The 17,584-nt window shown below is 31.3% G+C and carries 15 protein-coding genes; 7 read left to right on the top strand and 8 right to left on the bottom strand.

Translation table 11 applies throughout. The features are described from left to right. Positions 1-41 precede the first annotated feature (41 nt). A complete protein-coding gene (locus B5E92_RS02165; RefSeq protein WP_143357495.1) occupies positions 42-482 on the top strand; it encodes a rubrerythrin family protein in 441 nt (146 codons plus the stop codon). Here the strand turns inward: B5E92_RS02165 and B5E92_RS02160 are convergent. Continuing rightward, positions 475-1,485 (bottom strand): glycoside hydrolase family 25 protein, encoded by a 1,011-nt coding sequence (locus B5E92_RS02160; RefSeq protein ID WP_087298779.1) that lies wholly within the window; start codon positions 1,483-1,485, stop codon positions 475-477. The genes B5E92_RS02165 and B5E92_RS02160 overlap by 8 nt on opposite strands. 184 nt (positions 1,486-1,669) lie before the next feature. Here B5E92_RS02160 and B5E92_RS02155 point away from each other — a divergent pair, with 184 nt between their 5' ends. From B5E92_RS02155 to B5E92_RS02135, 5 genes are all read left to right on the top strand, one after another. Further along, the gene (locus B5E92_RS02155) at positions 1,670-2,884 is read left to right on the top strand and encodes a C40 family peptidase (protein WP_239404307.1); all 1,215 of its coding nucleotides are present in this window, start codon (positions 1,670-1,672) and stop codon (positions 2,882-2,884) included. A gap of 149 nt (positions 2,885-3,033) precedes the next feature. Then, a complete protein-coding gene (locus B5E92_RS02150; protein WP_087298777.1) occupies positions 3,034-4,374 on the top strand; it encodes a glycoside hydrolase family 1 protein in 1,341 nt (446 codons plus the stop codon). Positions 4,375-4,554: 180 nt separating this feature from the next. Then, entirely contained in the window at positions 4,555-5,853 is a 1,299-nt protein-coding gene (locus tag B5E92_RS02145) for an NlpC/P60 family protein (protein WP_087298776.1), read from the top strand. Between the two features lie 76 nt (positions 5,854-5,929). Further along, entirely contained in the window at positions 5,930-6,289 is a 360-nt protein-coding gene (locus B5E92_RS02140; RefSeq protein ID WP_087298775.1) for a CidA/LrgA family protein, read from the top strand. Further along, entirely contained in the window at positions 6,282-6,977 is a 696-nt protein-coding gene (locus B5E92_RS02135) for an LrgB family protein (protein ID WP_087298774.1), read from the top strand. The genes B5E92_RS02140 and B5E92_RS02135 overlap by 8 nt, the downstream gene beginning before the upstream one ends. A gap of 33 nt (positions 6,978-7,010) precedes the next feature. Here the strand turns inward: B5E92_RS02135 and B5E92_RS02130 are convergent, their stop codons facing one another. The 4 genes from B5E92_RS02130 to gap form a co-directional block, all read right to left on the bottom strand. Further along, on the bottom strand, positions 7,011-11,873 hold the full coding sequence (locus tag B5E92_RS02130; RefSeq protein WP_087298773.1) for a discoidin domain-containing protein: 4,863 nt from the start codon (positions 11,871-11,873) through the stop codon (positions 7,011-7,013). Positions 11,874-12,049: 176 nt separating this feature from the next. Continuing rightward, on the bottom strand, positions 12,050-12,880 hold the full coding sequence (locus B5E92_RS02125) for a PRD domain-containing protein (protein ID WP_087298772.1): 831 nt from the start codon (positions 12,878-12,880) through the stop codon (positions 12,050-12,052). Positions 12,881-13,077: 197 nt separating this feature from the next. Beyond that, on the bottom strand, positions 13,078-13,986 hold the full coding sequence (locus tag B5E92_RS02120) for a ketopantoate reductase family protein (protein WP_087298771.1): 909 nt from the start codon (positions 13,984-13,986) through the stop codon (positions 13,078-13,080). A 62-nt stretch (positions 13,987-14,048) separates the two neighbouring features. Continuing rightward, on the bottom strand, positions 14,049-15,065 hold the full coding sequence (gap, locus tag B5E92_RS02115; RefSeq protein ID WP_087244524.1) for a type I glyceraldehyde-3-phosphate dehydrogenase: 1,017 nt from the start codon (positions 15,063-15,065) through the stop codon (positions 14,049-14,051). Positions 15,066-15,311: 246 nt separating this feature from the next. Here gap and B5E92_RS02110 point away from each other — a divergent pair, with 246 nt between their 5' ends. Beyond that, positions 15,312-15,887: an ATP-dependent Clp protease proteolytic subunit gene (locus B5E92_RS02110; protein ID WP_087298770.1), complete on the top strand. Its 576-nt coding sequence runs from the start codon at positions 15,312-15,314 to the stop codon at positions 15,885-15,887. Positions 15,888-15,936: 49 nt separating this feature from the next. On the opposite strand, the gene B5E92_RS02105 is transcribed toward B5E92_RS02110, so the two are convergent. The 3 genes from B5E92_RS02105 to rpoE form a co-directional block, all read right to left on the bottom strand. Further along, on the bottom strand, positions 15,937-16,368 hold the full coding sequence (locus B5E92_RS02105; protein WP_087298769.1) for a GNAT family N-acetyltransferase: 432 nt from the start codon (positions 16,366-16,368) through the stop codon (positions 15,937-15,939). Further along, positions 16,368-17,150, bottom strand: coding sequence for a uridine phosphorylase (udp, locus tag B5E92_RS02100; protein ID WP_087298768.1), 783 nt, complete (start codon positions 17,148-17,150; stop codon positions 16,368-16,370). Before udp ends, B5E92_RS02105 begins: the two co-directional genes overlap by 1 nt. A gap of 79 nt (positions 17,151-17,229) precedes the next feature. Further along, positions 17,230-17,577 carry a DNA-directed RNA polymerase subunit delta gene (rpoE, locus tag B5E92_RS02095; protein ID WP_087298767.1) on the bottom strand — a complete coding sequence of 116 codons (348 nt, stop codon included), beginning with the start codon at positions 17,575-17,577 and terminating at the stop codon, positions 17,230-17,232. Positions 17,578-17,584: the final 7 nt, after the last annotated feature.

The following is a 17,584-nucleotide window of genomic DNA, read 5'->3' as shown; positions in this document are numbered from 1 at the left end:
GTGATAATATTATTGAAACAACAATAAATGACGATCTCTTGATGATTTTAGATGATATTAGCAGTATCAACGGTAAAATGACAATGGTAAATCAGTTTCTCTATAGCGTAACTATTTTAAAGCACAAAGAACCAGATCTTTCATCATCATTAGAAAATATTTTAAATGATGAATTAAAACAGTTAAAAATACTAATGGAACTGGTATTAACATTAGGTGGCGACCCACGGTTATGGACTTATCACAATGATCAATGTGATTATTGGTCTCCCGCCTATCTTAATTATCCTGTTAGCATCGCTATTATTATTGATACATTGATCAAACAAAATTATTTAGCGACCAAAACATACACTAACCAGATAATCTCAACAAAAAACAACCGCATAAAAACTGTTTTAAATCAACTCATCAGTGATGAAAAACAGCACTTGATTATTTTAAAAAACTGGGAAACTAAATTAGTTAGAAAATCTAACTAATTAGTTTCCCTTCTTTTAATAATTGCAACATTTGTAAGTTCTGCATCGCACTACCAACATAATTATTAATTCCATTTAATCTAGCTAAACGCTGACGATTTTGAAAACTAGTATCTACATCTATTTGTTGTAAGGCTCCAACCAAACTATCACCCATATAATCTGGATTAGATAAATAATTGATCTTAGCTTCAATTACTTCATTATTGACCCAGCCTTGATCATTACCGATTAAATATGGATTACGAGCCCCTTCTTCAATCTTTGTTATTGTTCCAATATTTCGATATGGTCGTAATGGATTAGCTGATTCACTAGTTAAAAAGACATAGTTAAATCTTACTGTATCCCCAATATTATACATATTAGCTTTTATATCTTTATCAAAGTTATTTTTTCCAGCTCGTTTAATAATCGCTGGAAAATCAGCATAGCAATAATTCAAATCAACAATTGTTGGTACCCCTTCTACCCAGCCAGTTGAACTGTATTGCCACATATCATAAGTACCATCATAATTCAACTCAGCAGCATAATTAGCAATCCAATGAGTATAACGATCAAAAACTGGACTAGTTAACTTAGTTTTCCACCAGTATAAAGAAGCATAAATCCCCACATAATAGCCTTGACCTTCTAATATATCAGCAAATGTTTTAGCGATATCACCAATGACTTCATTTGATTGTTTTCCAGTAGTATTATTATCTTCTAAATCATAATAGACTGGATAAGCCATTTGATAATCTTTTACTAATCTTAAAACATGATCAGCTTCTTTTTTTGCATCATTAGTATTTTTAGCATATGAATATAAATAGACACCAAAAGGAATATTTAGTCGTGTACATTCATCAGCATTTCGTCTAAATAATTTATCGTCTTGATCTGGACGATCTTGACCAAAACCACAACGAATAATCGCAAAATCAATTCGATCCTTAACCACTTCCCAGTCGATCAAGCCTTGATATTGCGATACATCAATTCCATGTGTTGTCATCTTTCCACCCCCACTAGTAATATATGTGCATTTAAAGAAATTGTGTGACTTTCTCGACTTTTTTATCATTTTAATGCGAAAAAGATAATTATGTGTTATAATTGCTTTGGTTGACAAAAATCAGCTTGCAAAATTTAATATAAAATTTAATAATATATAATGTAAACTAATGGAGGTCGATGGAATGAAATTAAAAAGGATTTTTCTAACCGCCTTAGCAACAAGCATGCTTGTAGGAATAACTACAACTCCAGCTCCTGTTGAGGCTACTGATTTTTCCGGTCAAGAAGATAAATATATGAAATTATGTTCTTCTTCTAATTTATCATCAAGTAATTTACAAACATGTAAAGAGTTTAATACATACTTGAAAGAAAAAAATCAGGACTTAAAAGAACAAGTAAGCAATTCTAAAGATCAGCTTTCTCAAACTCAAGCAAGTCTTGATAGTATTTCAAGTGAAATTAATTCTTTAAATACTCAAATCGAAGAAAAACAAAAAGAAATCACATATCTAGAAACTTCTATCAGCAATTTAGAAGCAAGCATCCAAGCTAAAGAAGAAGAAGTTAAGGAACGTATGTATGCTATGCAATCTTATAACAATAGTAATTCATATGTTGATTTTATTTTTGGTGCTAGTGATTTTTCTGATATGTTTGCTCGTATTGAAAGCGTTAATGAAATCACAGCATATGACGATGAACTAGTTACTGAATTAGCTAGTGAAAAAGAACAAGTTAAACAACAAAAAGAAACTGTTGAAGTTGCTAAAGCTAATATTGAAAGCCAAAGAGCTTCAAAACAAGCTTTACAAACTGAATATCAAACATTATATGCTCAACAAAATGCTGAATTGATTGCTCAAGAAAAGGCAGCAGCTCAAGCTGCTGATAACAGTCAGGAAATTAGTGATAACTTGGCAGCAATTGCAGCCGCTACTGAACAATCTCAAACTTCACCAGGTGCTGGATATACACCTAATGGTGATTCAGCAGTTGGAAACGCAATTGCCAGCAAAGCTTTATCAAGACAAGGATGTATGTATTTATGGGGAGCATGTCATGATATGGCATCTATCGCTAACCCAAATACAAATCGTTTTGACTGTTCTGGATTAGTAAACTGGGCTCATTATCAAGCTGGTGTTAATATTGGTAGTCATTCTACTAAAACATTATTAAATGTTGGTTCGGCAGTATCAAGAAGCAATATGCAACCTGGTGATATTATTTTATTTAGTAGCAACGGTAGTGCAAGTGGTGTTCACCACGTTGGAATCTATATCGGAAATAACATGATGGTTCACGCTCCTAGTAGTGGTAAACCAGTTCAAACTTCATCTTTAAGTTCAAGTTACTGGCAGGCATCATGGTACCAGGTAAGAAGATTATATTAATGCAATTTATCAAAACTTACTGATTTTTCAGTAAGTTTTTTTATATTTACTTTAAAATTCAAGTGATTTACTGTTGTTTTTACAGTTAGCGTTATAGATAATATTGTTGTAACCTATAAATATAGTTATTTAATCAGGAGGAAGTATAAATGCTTAAAAAAGATTTTTTATGGGGTGGTGCAGTAACCGCTCATCAAAGTGAAGGTGCTTACAGTGAAGGTGGTAAAGTACCAGCAGTTTGTGATTTAACTGTCACTGGTGAATTTTCAGATTTTAAAGATGGTATCGATGCTTATCATCGTTATGAAGAAGATTTTAATATGTTCCAGGAAATGGGATTTAATGCTTATCGTTTTTCTTTTGACTGGTCACGTTTAATGGATAGCGAAACCACTTATAATGAAGCTGGATTTGTTTTTTATGATCATTTTATTGATGCATTAATCAAAAGAGGAATCAAACCTATTGCTACATTATATCATTTTGAAATGCCAGTTTTCTTACATCAAAAATATAATGGTTTTTATAGTCGTAAAGTAGTTGATATTTTTGTTGAGCTATGTAAAAAAATCGTTGATCGTTATCATGAAAAAGTATTCCAATGGATTATCTTTAATGAACAAAACGGTATTCTTCAAAAAGGACCAAAAATGTTTTTTGGAGCAGTTTGTCCTGAAAACATGAACCCACAAACATTTGATAATCAATTAATGCATAATACCTTAATCGCTCACAGTTTAATAAACGAATATATCCATCAAAAAGGTGGTAAAGTTATGGGAATGGCAACTGTTGTTCAAAGTTATCCTGAAACCTGTCATCCATTAGATACTCTTGAAAGTATGAAAGCTCAAAGTGAAGCATATGTTTTCTTAGATGTTTTTGCTAGAGGACACTATAATTCATATTATTATGCTAATATGCAAAATGAAGGAACAATGCCAGAAATTCTTGATGGTGATTTAGAAATTTTGAAAAAAGGAATCACTGATTCTTTATCTATTAGTTACTATATGTCTACAATTTCACACTATGGTGAAGAAAGCTTGACTAATATTAATGATGTTGTTATTAAAAAGAATCCATATCTAGAAGTGTCTGAGTTTGGATGGACAATTGATCCAATTGGTTTAAGAATTACTCTAAGACAATTATATGATCGCTATGAAATGCCAATTTATATTGTTGAAAATGGTTTTGGTTATGATGATCAGATCGTTGATGGTAAAATCGAAGATGATTATCGTATTGATTATATGAAAAAACATATTGAACAAATGAAATTAGCAGTTAAAGAAGGTGTTGATTGTCGCGGTTATCTAGTATGGGGTCCTGTTGATATTTTAAGCAGCCGGGCACAAATGAAAAAACGTTATGGTATGATTTATGTAAACCGTGATAATCATGATTTAAAAGATATGAAACGTATAAAAAAGAAATCTTTCGATTGGTTTAAACAAGTTATTGAAAGTAATGGTGAAATATTATAATTGATTAAAAATATTATTGATATTTTATAATTTAATTAAATATTGATAATTATAAATCACATCTTTATTTAAAATATTACATATTTTAGAAAACACAATTATTTCTTTAGTAATCAGCTAAATTTGTTATTTACATCCTTGATTAAATATAGGATAATGACATTGTATCGAGGTGATTAAATGAAGAAAAATAAAATTTTTATTGCTGTATTATCTTTGTCAATGCTTACTTCAACAATGTATTTAGCTAGACCAGTAACAGCTGTTGAATTTGAAGGCAAAGAAAGCGAATATATGAATATTTGTTCATCAGCTAACTTATCAAATAGCAATAAATCAACTTGTGAAGAATTTAATCAATATTTAAAAAATAAAAATAGTGAATTATCAAGTCAGTTAGCTTCTCAAAAAGAAGAAGCCAGCAACACTGAAGATACGCTTGAAAGTATTAAAGCTCAACTTGATGATATCGATAATCAAATTAGTGAAAAGGAAGCAGAAATTACATATTTAAATACGACAATTTCTAACTTGCAGGCAAACATTGAAAAAAATACCCAATTACTAAAAGATCGTATGTATGCTATGCAATCTTATACTAATGAAAATACATTTATTAATTTTATTTTCGGAGCTTCTAATTTTACTGATATGTTTTCTAGAATCGATAGTTTCAATACTTTAACTCAAAGCGATCAAGACTTGATTGAAGAATTAAACGCGCAAAAAGCACAAGTAGAACAACAACAGGTTTTATTAGAAGAAACAAAAGCTGTTTTATTAGCTCAACAAGAAGAACAACAAGCATTACAAACAAAATACACTGCATTATTACAAGAACAAAATAATGCTATCGCCGCTACTCAAAACTCAATTTATGATTATGGTGAAATGACTGAAGAATTAAGTGCTGCTATCGATGAGTTTAATAAAAACGCTTATGAAATAGCAACTCCAGAACCACCTAAACCATCAGAAGTGCCTACAACACCACCTTCTAATAATAACGACAGTGGTTCAAATAATGGTAATACTGATTCTGGTTCTAATGGTGATAATTCTAATATAACTACCGATTTAGGACAAAGAATTTATAGTGTCGCTTATTCTAAACTTGGCTCTAGATATTATTGGGGTGCCTCTGGTCCTAATTATTTTGACTGTTCCGGATTTGTATACTGGTCATTAAATCAAGCTGGGGTTAGCGTTGGTAGAACAACTGCTGCTGGATATTCAAGAATGTGGTCTAGCGTAAGCTTTGCTAATTCTCAAACTGGAGATTTAGTATGCTTTGGAAGTCCAGCATATCACATTGGCATTGTTATTGTTAATAGTAATGGAACTCGTTCAATGATTCATGCCGGTGGTGGAAATTCATCAACTTTTGGTGATGATCCAAATGCTTGTGTAAAAATTTCTAGTATTGAACCTGGTTCATATTATTATAGTAGAATTTCTACAATTAGACATATTGGATAAATCGTATCAATTTGATACGATTTTTATTTTTCTTTAGTATTATAAATGATATAATACCCCTCGAAAGAAGGTAATTATGAAATATATAAATCAATTTTTAATTATTATGACTATTAGTTTTATTGGTGAGTTATTAGCTTTGACCTTACCTATTCCAATTCCAGCTAGTGTATACGGCCTTTCAATTATGCTAATTTGCTTATTTTCAGGAATTATAAAATTAAAGCAGGTTGAAGATGTTGCTGACTGGTTAATTTTAATTATGCCAGTATTATTTGTTCCTTCAGCTGTTAGTTTGATTAACGTTGGTGAAGCAATATTACAGGATTTATTATTAATTAGTATTGTAACGCTTATTAGTACTATTGTAGTAATGACTATTACTGGAAAAGTAGCGCAAACAATCATTGAAAGAAAGGAAAAGAATCATGAATGAGTTTTTTGTTGAAACAGCTTATTTTGGATTAGTAATGAGTTTGTTAGCTTATTGGCTAGCTGTGCAAATTCGTAAAAAATTGCCTTATTCATTTATTAACCCATTATTACTTAGTGCTATTTTTTTAATTGTCTTTCTAATTATCTTTGATATTGATTTTGAAACCTATAATCAAGGAGCGCAATTTATTACTTTTCTATTAACACCAGCAACTGTCTGTCTTGCAATACCGCTATATAAACAAACCCAAATATTAATAAAGCATTTAGATGCTATTTTAATTAGTTTATTTAGTGGCTGTTTAGCTGGTATTATTTCAATTACAGTGCTTTGTTTAATCATGAAAGCAAAACCTGTTATCTTTTATTCACTATTACCAAAATCAATCACAACAGCCATTGCAATCGGGATTTCTGATAAATTAGGTGGGAATTCTACTATCACGGTTGGAATAGTTATTATCACAGGTATTCTCGGTGCTCTTATTGCTAAAGGAATCTTTAAAATCTTTAAAATACATCATCCGGTTGCTATTGGTTTAGCTTTAGGTAATAGTGCCCATGCTATTGGTACTTCTAAAGCTTTGGAATTTGGTGAAATTGAGGGAGCTATGAGTAGTTTATCTATTGTTATTGCAGGATTATTAACTGTAGTCGTTGCCCCACTAGTGGTTAATTTAATTATATAGACAAAAGAAATCGGATAAACCGATTTCTTTTTTTTAATCTTCTTTTCTTCTAGCTAACCACATTCCTGCAAGAGCCAAAGTACTAATACTTACAAGTGCTAAAACTGGACTATTATCACCTGTTTTTGCAGATTGACCTTTATCATCATCTGTTCCTGGTTTTGGAGTTACTGAAGGTGTTGATGGGTCTGATGGATTTTGACCTTCACTACCTTCAATTTCTTTTAATCCATTAATTGCTGTTTCTAGATTTAATACTGCAGTAGCAATTTCTTCTTTAGTAGCTTGTTCATTATTAAATACTTCTTTTGCATATTTTAAAGCTTCTGCTAATTTAGCCCATGATTCCACAGTATATTTAGAAGAATCGAAAGACTCAGCTTTATTAATCAATGATTCTAATCCTTCTTTATGATTGACTTCTACTAATAAACTTGAAGCATCTAATAAGTCTTGGTATGCCTTATTAACATCATCTTTAGTAGCATCGCTGTTATTAATAACTGCTTTTGCTGCATCTAAAGCTGCTTTAAAATTAGCCCATGACTCTGGAGTATAGTCATCTTCATTATAATCTTTAAAACTGTCAACTAATGATTCTAATTGACGTGAATCAACTTTTAATACTAATTTCATTGTAGCCGCACTTAAATTACGTTTTGCAATTTCAACATCATTAGGATCTGGATTTGCACTATTCAATAATGCCTTAGCATCAGCTATAGTATCTTGAAGATTTTGCCATGAAGCACCTGTATAACCAATATTTTCAATCGCTTCAGCTGCTTCGATAGCTGCTTGTAATCCAGTTAAATCAGCCGGAACATCACCTCGATGTAATTTAATTTCCGCAGCACTACCATTATCGTTTTCAGCTTCTCTATAAACAAGACGAACATGAGTAGTAGTAACTTCATCAAATCCTATGATTTTTGTACTTGAATCAGATGGTAATTTGCCTTCTTTAATAACTCGCCAGTCATTTCCATCATCACTAACTTCAATAGCATATGAAGTTACATTTCCATTAGTACCAGTTTGACGTGGTACATAAGTTAATCCATTAATAGAAATTGGTGTTTGACTTTCAAGAGCAATCCAATGTGGTAATGTTGTTATATTCCAATCAGTATGCCACATTGTTGCAGGATTATCATCTAAAACATTGCTTGGGTTAGAACCATCTTTTTGATAAGATGATGCTGAAGCTGTTAATAGCTTATTATCTACATAATTAATATTTAATTGTGATTTTAATTCTAATTGTGCTAAAGCTTTAGCTAGATTAGCTTCATAACCATCTACGATATCTTGCATTGCAAGCGGTAAATCTCTACGAATACTATTAATTACTTGATTTAAATTATTAATTGAAGCATCTGTATAGATAGATAAATCTTCTGCTATTAAAGCTAAATATTTATCCACACGACTATAATCAGCTTTTTTGTATTCAATTGTATTTAATACATCATTTATCTTAGTAGTTAAATCTGTAATAACTGCTGCTTCTGGTGCAAATTGATCGATTACTTTTTTACCTTCAGCAACTAATGCTTGCAACTCATCATTTTCAGTATTTTCTAAAATTGATTGAGCTGTAATCATTGCATAATCTAATGACATTGTTGAATTAAATTCTTTTTCTGTTGATAAACGAATATCATCAACATATCCAACAAAAGCATTACTTTGACTTCCAATTCTTTCAAGTGGGAACATAGTTGTTGCCACTAATGGACGTCCTTCAACTTGTTCATCATCACCCAAAGTATCGATAAGCTGACCATTAACATATAGTTTTGTGACATTTATTTCATTTTTAAATTCTAACTCAACCCATTCATTAACTGGTAGTTCATAGCTAAATGAATAGTCACGACCTTCACGGCTAAATCCAACTTTTCCAGTATCTTTTTGAATTGCTTTAATTGAACCATAATCACTTTCAAATAAAATTTGCTCATCACTACTTGAAGAAGTTCTTTTAACTTTAACTCTTAGATCATTACCTAAACCAGCAGTTACAATTGGAGATGTTACATAACTTTCTTTACCATTTAATTGTAAAGCATTACGACCATCTACACTTGTAATATCAGCGTTAGTACCTGCTGTTAAACCACTTAAATCATCTAATTTATAATGAGCAATAACACCATTTTCATCAGTTGGAACTTGATAATCAAAATTAGTTCCTGGTGCCCTACCTAATTGATTTCTTATTTGATTAGCTTCTTCTAATGAGTTATCATTGATACCCCATAATTTAGCCCCAAATAATGGAATCGCATTTTCAATACGATCATAAACATCATATTGACTAATACCATTTTCTAAATAATCAGTCATATCATTCCATACTGCAAAAGCCCCACCGATCATTTGTTCATCACCAGCTGGGATAGTTACACCACCAATACTATTGATTGGTAAATTATAAAGCGTACTATCATTTAAACGATCATAGTAGTAACCAGCATTTGGTACGATATAATAGTTACCATCATTACAGTTAATTAAATCATAACCTTGTTCATACATTTGATCCATATTTGCATAACCAAAGTTCCATAAATTCATTTGAACATTTTCGCTTCTAACTGGAGTAGTTCCAGAACATTGTGTTAAACTTCCCCAAATACGCGCTGTTCTACCAGTATCTTGAACATATTTCAACATATCATCAGAGAATTTACGATAAGATTCTTTATCAGCGTTATACTCATCAGCACCAACATGTACTGTTGTTTGTTGATCGAATACTGGATCATCTGTTTTCATATATTCGTCAAAAATACTTTGAACAAAACTTAATGATTCATCATATTTATCTCGTAAAGCTAAATGATCATTTTCACGACCATTAGTACCATGACGTAAGTCAGGTCTTACTTTTGTTAAAGCTAAAGAATGCGCTGGAGTATCAATTTCTGGTACAATATTGACACCATATGTTCTTGATTCTTTAATAAATGATTTAAACTCTTCTTTAGTATAGAATAAATCAGTACTTGTTAAATCTTGTTGATTTAAACCACCATTACCACCTTTTTTAACATCAGACTCTAATCTAAATGCTGAATAAGCAGTCATTGGATCTTCTAAATTTTCAATTGGAATTAAGTTATCATTTAAATGTACTTGGAAATCATTCATCTTATACCAAGACATTTGTTTTACTACTTGTTTTAAAAAGTCCATCGTAAATGTTTTACGACCAACATCTAAAATAAATCCTCTAATTTCATATAAAGGATAATCACGAGTAATTCCACAAGGAATATCACCTGTTTGTTTTACGCTTTGTAATATAGTTCGAGTTGCCCAATAAGCTCCTGTTGTTGTTTGTGCCGTTATAGCAACTGAATTATTTGAGATTTCCATTAAATATCCTTCATCTTGTAAACCTTGAGATTTATCAGATGTTAATGCTAATGAAATATCTCCATTATCCGCTGTACCTTTAGTAACTTCTAAAGACTTATCAGTTAATTCTTCATAATCATTTGCTAAAGCTTCAGCAGTAGCTTTTAAAGCATCATCTTGATAAACAATCTTAGTACTTCCATCAATTACAAAGTCACCATTACCGCCTTTCCATTCAGCAAGCTCTGGTAAAACATTAGGAGCACTATTATCACTTTCATCACTGCTATACTTACCTGGTATCGTTACGTTTACTTCTTTAAAACGATAATCATTTGTATCAGTATCTGTAACTTTGAAAGAAACTTTGACATCTTTATCAACAACTGGCTGATAGATAGTCAAATCATCATCAACAACTTGTTCAAAATCAGTTCCGTTATATGATACTGTATAACCTTCAATTTCAGGTAAAGTTACCTCTAATTTTTGATCACCTTTTTCAGGTGTTTTAACTTCAATACCATTTAATACTTCACTAATAGGCGGTTTAGTATCTGGATTACCACCATATACTTCTAATTCATAAATAGAAACAGTATTCCATGCAACACCACCATCTGGATCTTGTGAAGTATGAGAATCAATATATAAACGAACATAGCGAGCTTTATATACTTGATCTAAAACAATTTTTTCATCAATTGATGCTGGATGATCAGAAAATTCTTTTACTGTTTGCCAATCACCTTCACTTGGTCTACTTTCGGTATTAGCAATTTGAATCTTATAAGCTGTTGCTTTACGGTTTTCCCAGAAAACTTTAACAACATTAACATTTAAAGATTCTCCTAAATCAACATAGATCCAATCTGGTCCATTACCAATAGCACTTCCCCAGCGTGATGATCCTGAAGTAGTATCACCATCAACTGCATTAGCTGCTTTTACACTATCAGCTTCTTGAGAGCTAGCCACCGCTGTTTTATTTAAAGCAACATTAGTTGTCGGATCTTGATATTTTTCATCAGTATTGAAAATCTTAAATTCACGACAAGATACATTTGGATAGCCTTGCATTCTAGTAATTTCTAACTTAACGTATCTTCCACTTACTTTTGTAGTTAAGATATCTTCACTTGTCTTTGTGTTATTATCTGTTTTTGTTATAACTGGTTCACCCCAGTCATCAACATTATTAGATACGTAAATGTTATAATCTTTAGCATAAACGCTATCACTTTCCCAAATCATTTGGAATTTGTTCATTTCGAACTCTTGACCTAAATCGACATAAGCCCATTGAGTTACGTCTGCTTCGGTTGACCAGCGTGTTTCTTCATCACCATCAGTCAAATACTCTTTAGCTAAATTACCTCCATATTCAGCAGAAACAGTAACTGTTTTATTTAATGCTAAATTAGTCCCATCTGTTACTTCTGCTTTTACTGGAATAATGCTAAAAAGTGAACTGAATAGTATGGTAAATGTTAACACCGCTGCCAAACTTTTCTTTTTTAGTTTCATTTTCCCATTGTCCCTTTCTCAATTTTTGAATCGTTACAAAACATAAGAAAAGACCAAACACAAAAGAGCATGTCTCAACATACTTACTTTGTATTTGGTCTTGCCTACTTAAAGTAACAATCCTTTTCTTTGAAAATTATAGCAAATCAAATTTCATTAGTCAACAAACATATTTTTTATATTCCAGCATTATTTTTGATATGAATTGCTAAAAAAGTCTGTTCATCAGGCGATAATTCATAATTGTAACATTGCTTGATCATTGCTACAATTTTTTCAATGCATAATGCTAAACGTTCATTTTCTTTTAACATTTTGCGAATATTAGCGGTTGTATCTTTGCTATTACCTTTTACATCATGAAAAATACGTTCCGCTAGATACTTTAAATGAATACTTATTCGAGCATAACTCATAGAATCTTCTTCAAAGTCAACTCCCATAGTTTCTTTGATAATACTTAAAACCTCTTTAGTTAACGTAACAACCTGAGCTACATTATTAGTTTTATCACTCATTGAAAAATTAACCAGATATAAAGCAATATATCCAGCTTCTGACTCTTCCAAACGTACTTTAGTTTTCTTTTCAATATAATCAAGAGCCCACAATCCTATTTGATACTCTTTTTTATACAACGCTTTAATATCATTTAAAATAATATTAGGAAGATTGATATTTTCTCTAATTCTTTTTATCGCAAAAGCAATATGATCACTTATCGCCAAAAAAATCTCACCATAAAATTTTGTTTCTAACTCTTTATTAGCCTTACTTACAATTTTATTAGTTATCTCATAATAAATAGGGGCCATATTTTCAATATCTTTTGTTAATTTTTCTTGATCCTTACCTTTAAACAAATAAGTTTTTTCAATTTTATTTTCATCAACTAAATCCCCAATTTTCTTTTGAAAACCAACTCCTGAGCCAGTTACAATAATATCGCCTAACTCATTAGACAGTGCTGCTACACTATTATTATTAAATACCTTTATAATTCTCATTTTAATTCACCGCCACTTTCACAAACTGTTTAAAGTTTCTCCCTGATATGTTCCCTGCCTATTGTTTTATTAAAACTATCAAAGTGAACAATAATGCATTTTTAGACATATAAGCTATTATAACACATAATCATCTCAATAACTAACATTATAATATGATAAAAGCATCAGTTAATATTACCGATGCTTAGTTAAAATTAATATTCACTTTCAATTTCCTTTATCCGCTGATACAAAAAACGATTAATTGGTACTTCTAAGCGATGTTTACTAGCAAGTTTAATTACTGTCCCTGAAAATAATTCTACTTCACTATAACGCCTGTTTTTAGCATCCTGGGCCATTGAAGGTAAACCATTAGGATCTAAGGTAGCTAATAAATCCAAATAAAAATTTAAATCTTTTTCACTTAAATCTATCCCTTCATAACTAGATAACTCGATTACTTCTTGCATTGCTTTAATTAATGTTTCATGTGCTTTTCCTGGCAATAAAGCCCCACCATAATTAGTATTATAAACCATACATGTTTGATTAATGCCAACATTCAACATAAATTTAGCCCAAAGATGATGCAATATATCTTCTTTGATAAAATAGTCTATTTTACATTGATCAAAAAATGAAGCTAATTCTTCTAATCTATCATTTTGGCTATCATCCTTTATTCCAATTAATAAATGTCCTCTAGTTGAATAAGTTAAATCAGTTTGTAATTTTACTGCATCCATTCCTTGAGCGATTGCATATAAAACCTGCTGTTCATTATATCTTTGACCAATAATCTTTTCACTTGTTATTCCATTTAGCACTGAGATGATTGTTGTATTTTTATCTACTGCATTTTCCATTACTTTCAAAGCACTTTGTAAAGCTGGTGCTTTGACCGCTACAATTAATAAATCATAGCAAGTGGCTAAATTAGCATCAATCATATTACAGTTAACGACATTTCCATTAATACTAAAAGTCTTTTCCTGGTTACGCTTTAGCCGTTTACTATCCATGATATAGTCAACTACAACATCAGTATTATTTTCTTTGATCCAGTTACCATACATCAATCCTAAAGCACCCATGCCCACAATTCCAACTTTTTTAATCATCCTATTAACCTCCACGAAAAAGGCTGATCTAACGACCAGCCTTTGCATTAAGTTTCAATTAATTATTTTGTTAATTCAGCGAAATATTTGATAGTTCTAACCATGTTAGAAGTATATGAATTTTCGTTGTCATACCAAGCAACTGTTTGAACTTCAGTAGTTCCGTTATCTAATGCTTTAACCATAGTTTGAGTTGCATCAAATAATGAACCATAAGTCATTCCGATAATATCAGAAGATACTAATTGTTCTTCAGTATATCCAAATGATGGAGTTACTGCTGCTTTCATAGCTTCGTTAACTTGTTCAACTGTTACTTCACCTTCAACAACTGAAGTTAAGATTGTAGTTGATCCTGTAGGAACAGGTACACGTTGAGCTGAACCGATTAATTTTCCATTTAATTCAGGGATAACTAATCCGATAGCTTTAGCTGCACCAGTTGAGTTAGGCACGATATTTACAGCTGCTGCACGAGCTCTTCTTAAGTCACCTTTTCTATGAGGTCCATCTAATACCATTTGGTCACCAGTGTAAGCATGTACTGTTAACATGATACCAGATTTAATTGGAGCTAATTTATTTAAAGCGTTAGCCATAGGTGCTAAACAGTTAGTTGTACAAGATGCTGCAGAGATAATAGTATCATCAGCAGTTAATGTACCTTCGTTTACACCGAATACTACTGTTGGTAAGTCATTTCCTGCTGGTGCAGAAATAACAACTTTTTTAGCTCCTGCATCGATATGAGCTTGAGATTTAGCTTTAGAAGTATAGAAACCAGTACATTCTAATACTACGTCTACTCCTAATTCTCCCCAAGGTAATTTAGAAGCATCTGCTTCTTTGTAGATTTCGATTTCTTTTCCATCTACTACGATTGAAGATTCTTTAGCTTCTACTGTGTCTGCTAAAGCATATTTACCTTGTGCTGAATCATATTTTAATAAGTGTGCTAACATTTTAGGATCAGTTAAGTCGTTGATTGCTACAACTTCATATCCTTCAGCACCAAACATTTGTCTGAATGCAAGACGTCCAATACGTCCAAATCCATTAATTGCTACTTTTACTGCCATTCTTTTTATTCCTCCTTGAATGTTCTTTTATGGTATTATTATATTCCAGAAATTAAAGAAAAGCAACCAGTGAAAGGGGTTTCGTTAAAATTTTTTCTTAGCAAAAATTAATCTTTGCTATCTTTTTTTCAAAACTTACAAAATTTTATAAAAAACTTAATATTAATAATAATCTTAATCAAAATCTTTATTAAAAATGAATAATTACTAATTAAATAACTATACTTTATTACAGGAGGTTAAATAATGCACTTAGTCCCAACAGTAATTGAAAAAACAAATCAGCGTGAATATGCTTATGATATATATTCTCGTCTTTTAGAAGATCGAATAATACTTTTAACTGGCACCATTGATGATAAAATGGCAAGCAGTATCGTAGGACAGCTATTATATTTAGAATCGCTTGATAACACTGCTGATATATATATGTATATTAACTCACCAGGCGGTAGTATCAATGCTGGGTTTGCTATCTATGATACAATGAATTTTATTAAATGTGATGTATCTACAATCGTTATTGGAATGGCAGCTAGTATGGCCGCTTTTTTACTTAGTGCCGGTGCTAAAGGAAAAAGATGTAGTCTGCCAAATAGTGAAATCATGATTCATCAGCCACTAGGCGCTTATGAAGGTCAAGCAAGCGATATCGAAATTAGCGCTAAGCGAATTTTAAAACAAAAAGAAAAATTAAATAAAATTCTTAGTCAAAACACTAACCAGCCTTTAGCTAAAATTAAAGCTGATACTGACCGTGATTTTTTCTTAGAACCTATAGAAGCTTTAGAATACGGTTTGATAGATGAAATAATCGGTTAACTTTACTAGCATCTTTAAAAACATTTATGCCATGGTAACCCCATGGCATTTATTTTAACTCTTTACGCATTAAAACTAAGTTATTATCAATTTTAAAACCATTTTTTAAATAAAAATCAACACTATAAAATCCTTGACCAGTAAGCAGGGTAAAAGCATCTACTTCTTTTAATCTATCAACAACTCCTTGCATCAACTTACCACCAATTCCTAATCGTTGATAATCAGGATCAATATAACAATCCTCTATCATCAATTCTAAATCATTAACATAAGTAATTAACTTTCCACATAAAACACCGATGATTTTTTCATTTTCTTCATAAACATAACATCTAGTATACTTACCATCATCTAGTTGTTCTATTCGTTGATACGCTCTTGAATAGTCCCAATCTTCATTCCATGGTGGATTAGCAAAAGCACGCATCATAACTTTCGCAATCGCTGGATAATCACTAGCTTTTACTTCTCGAATCATTATTCACTCTCCAATTTATCTTGCTTAATTAATAATTTAATTGCTTCGATAGCTACTTTAATAGCTTTATCAGTATCACGAACAACCGGATTATCTAATCCTTTTTTTTCTCGTTCTTGATTAGCCACAACTAAAAGTACAGTAGCACTACGAACTTTTAAATAACTAGAAACTGTGTATAAAGCCGCTGTTTCCATTTCTGAAGCCAATGTCCCTAATCTTAACCAGGCTTCCCATTTATTTTCTAATTCATAACTTACTGGCTTGCTTGAAGGATCATGCTGTCCATAAAAAGAATCTTTAGATTGAACAACACCAACATGATAATTAATATTCTTCATTTTTTTAGCACTATCTACTAGAGCATTAATTATAGTGTAGTTACCAACAGCTGGAAATTCAATTGGTGCATATTCTTTACTAGTCCCTTCTTGTCTAATAGCCCCAGAAGCAATAACAATATCACCGCTTTTTACATCTATTTCCATACCGCCACATGTCCCGACTCTAATAAAGGTATCTGCTCCTGATTTAACTAACTCTTCAATAGCAATCGCAGTTGATGGTCCACCGATACCAGTTGAAGTAACACTTACTTTAATGCCATCGAGATATCCTGTATAAGTTACATATTCACGATTATCTGCTATTAATTGAGGATCATCAAAATACTGGGCAATTTTTTGACAGCGTTTAGGATCTCCTGGTAAGATAACATATTTTCCAACATCACCTTTTTTAATATCAAGATGATATTCTTTCCTGTTTTGTGAATACTTCATTTTTCGTTCCTCCTTTTTAATTATATTATAGCATTTAAAAAAACAGATAAGAAATTATTTTCTTATCTGTCTTCAATCCCTAGTTATAATCATCTTCAATTGTAGAATCAACATCATCTTCTGGTTCTTCAGAATCATCTTCTTCATCATCGCTATAAATATCATTCATATCGATATGAACATCACTAAATTTATGACGGCTTCTTAAATCCCAGGCATTTTCTCCTACAGTAATAAAACGACCATCTAAAGTAATATTTGTATAAAATAATGATTCTTTATCTGCTTGTTGCTGTTCATCAAATTTTTTCATCTGACAAACTTCTTCCCATAACTTAAAGAAGTTAACTGCAGATTTTTTCTTTGACATTAATTCAAAAGCAACATCTACCATTGACATATCACGATATTTATCCATACTATCCATTTAACCT

Source organism: Erysipelatoclostridium sp. An15 (assembly GCF_002160675.1).
In the GTDB taxonomy this organism is placed as follows: Bacteria; Bacillota_I; Bacilli_A; order Erysipelotrichales; family Coprobacillaceae; genus Thomasclavelia; species Thomasclavelia merdavium.
Note: the sequence above shows the minus strand (reverse complement) of the source record. Positions and strands in the feature narration are given on the sequence as shown.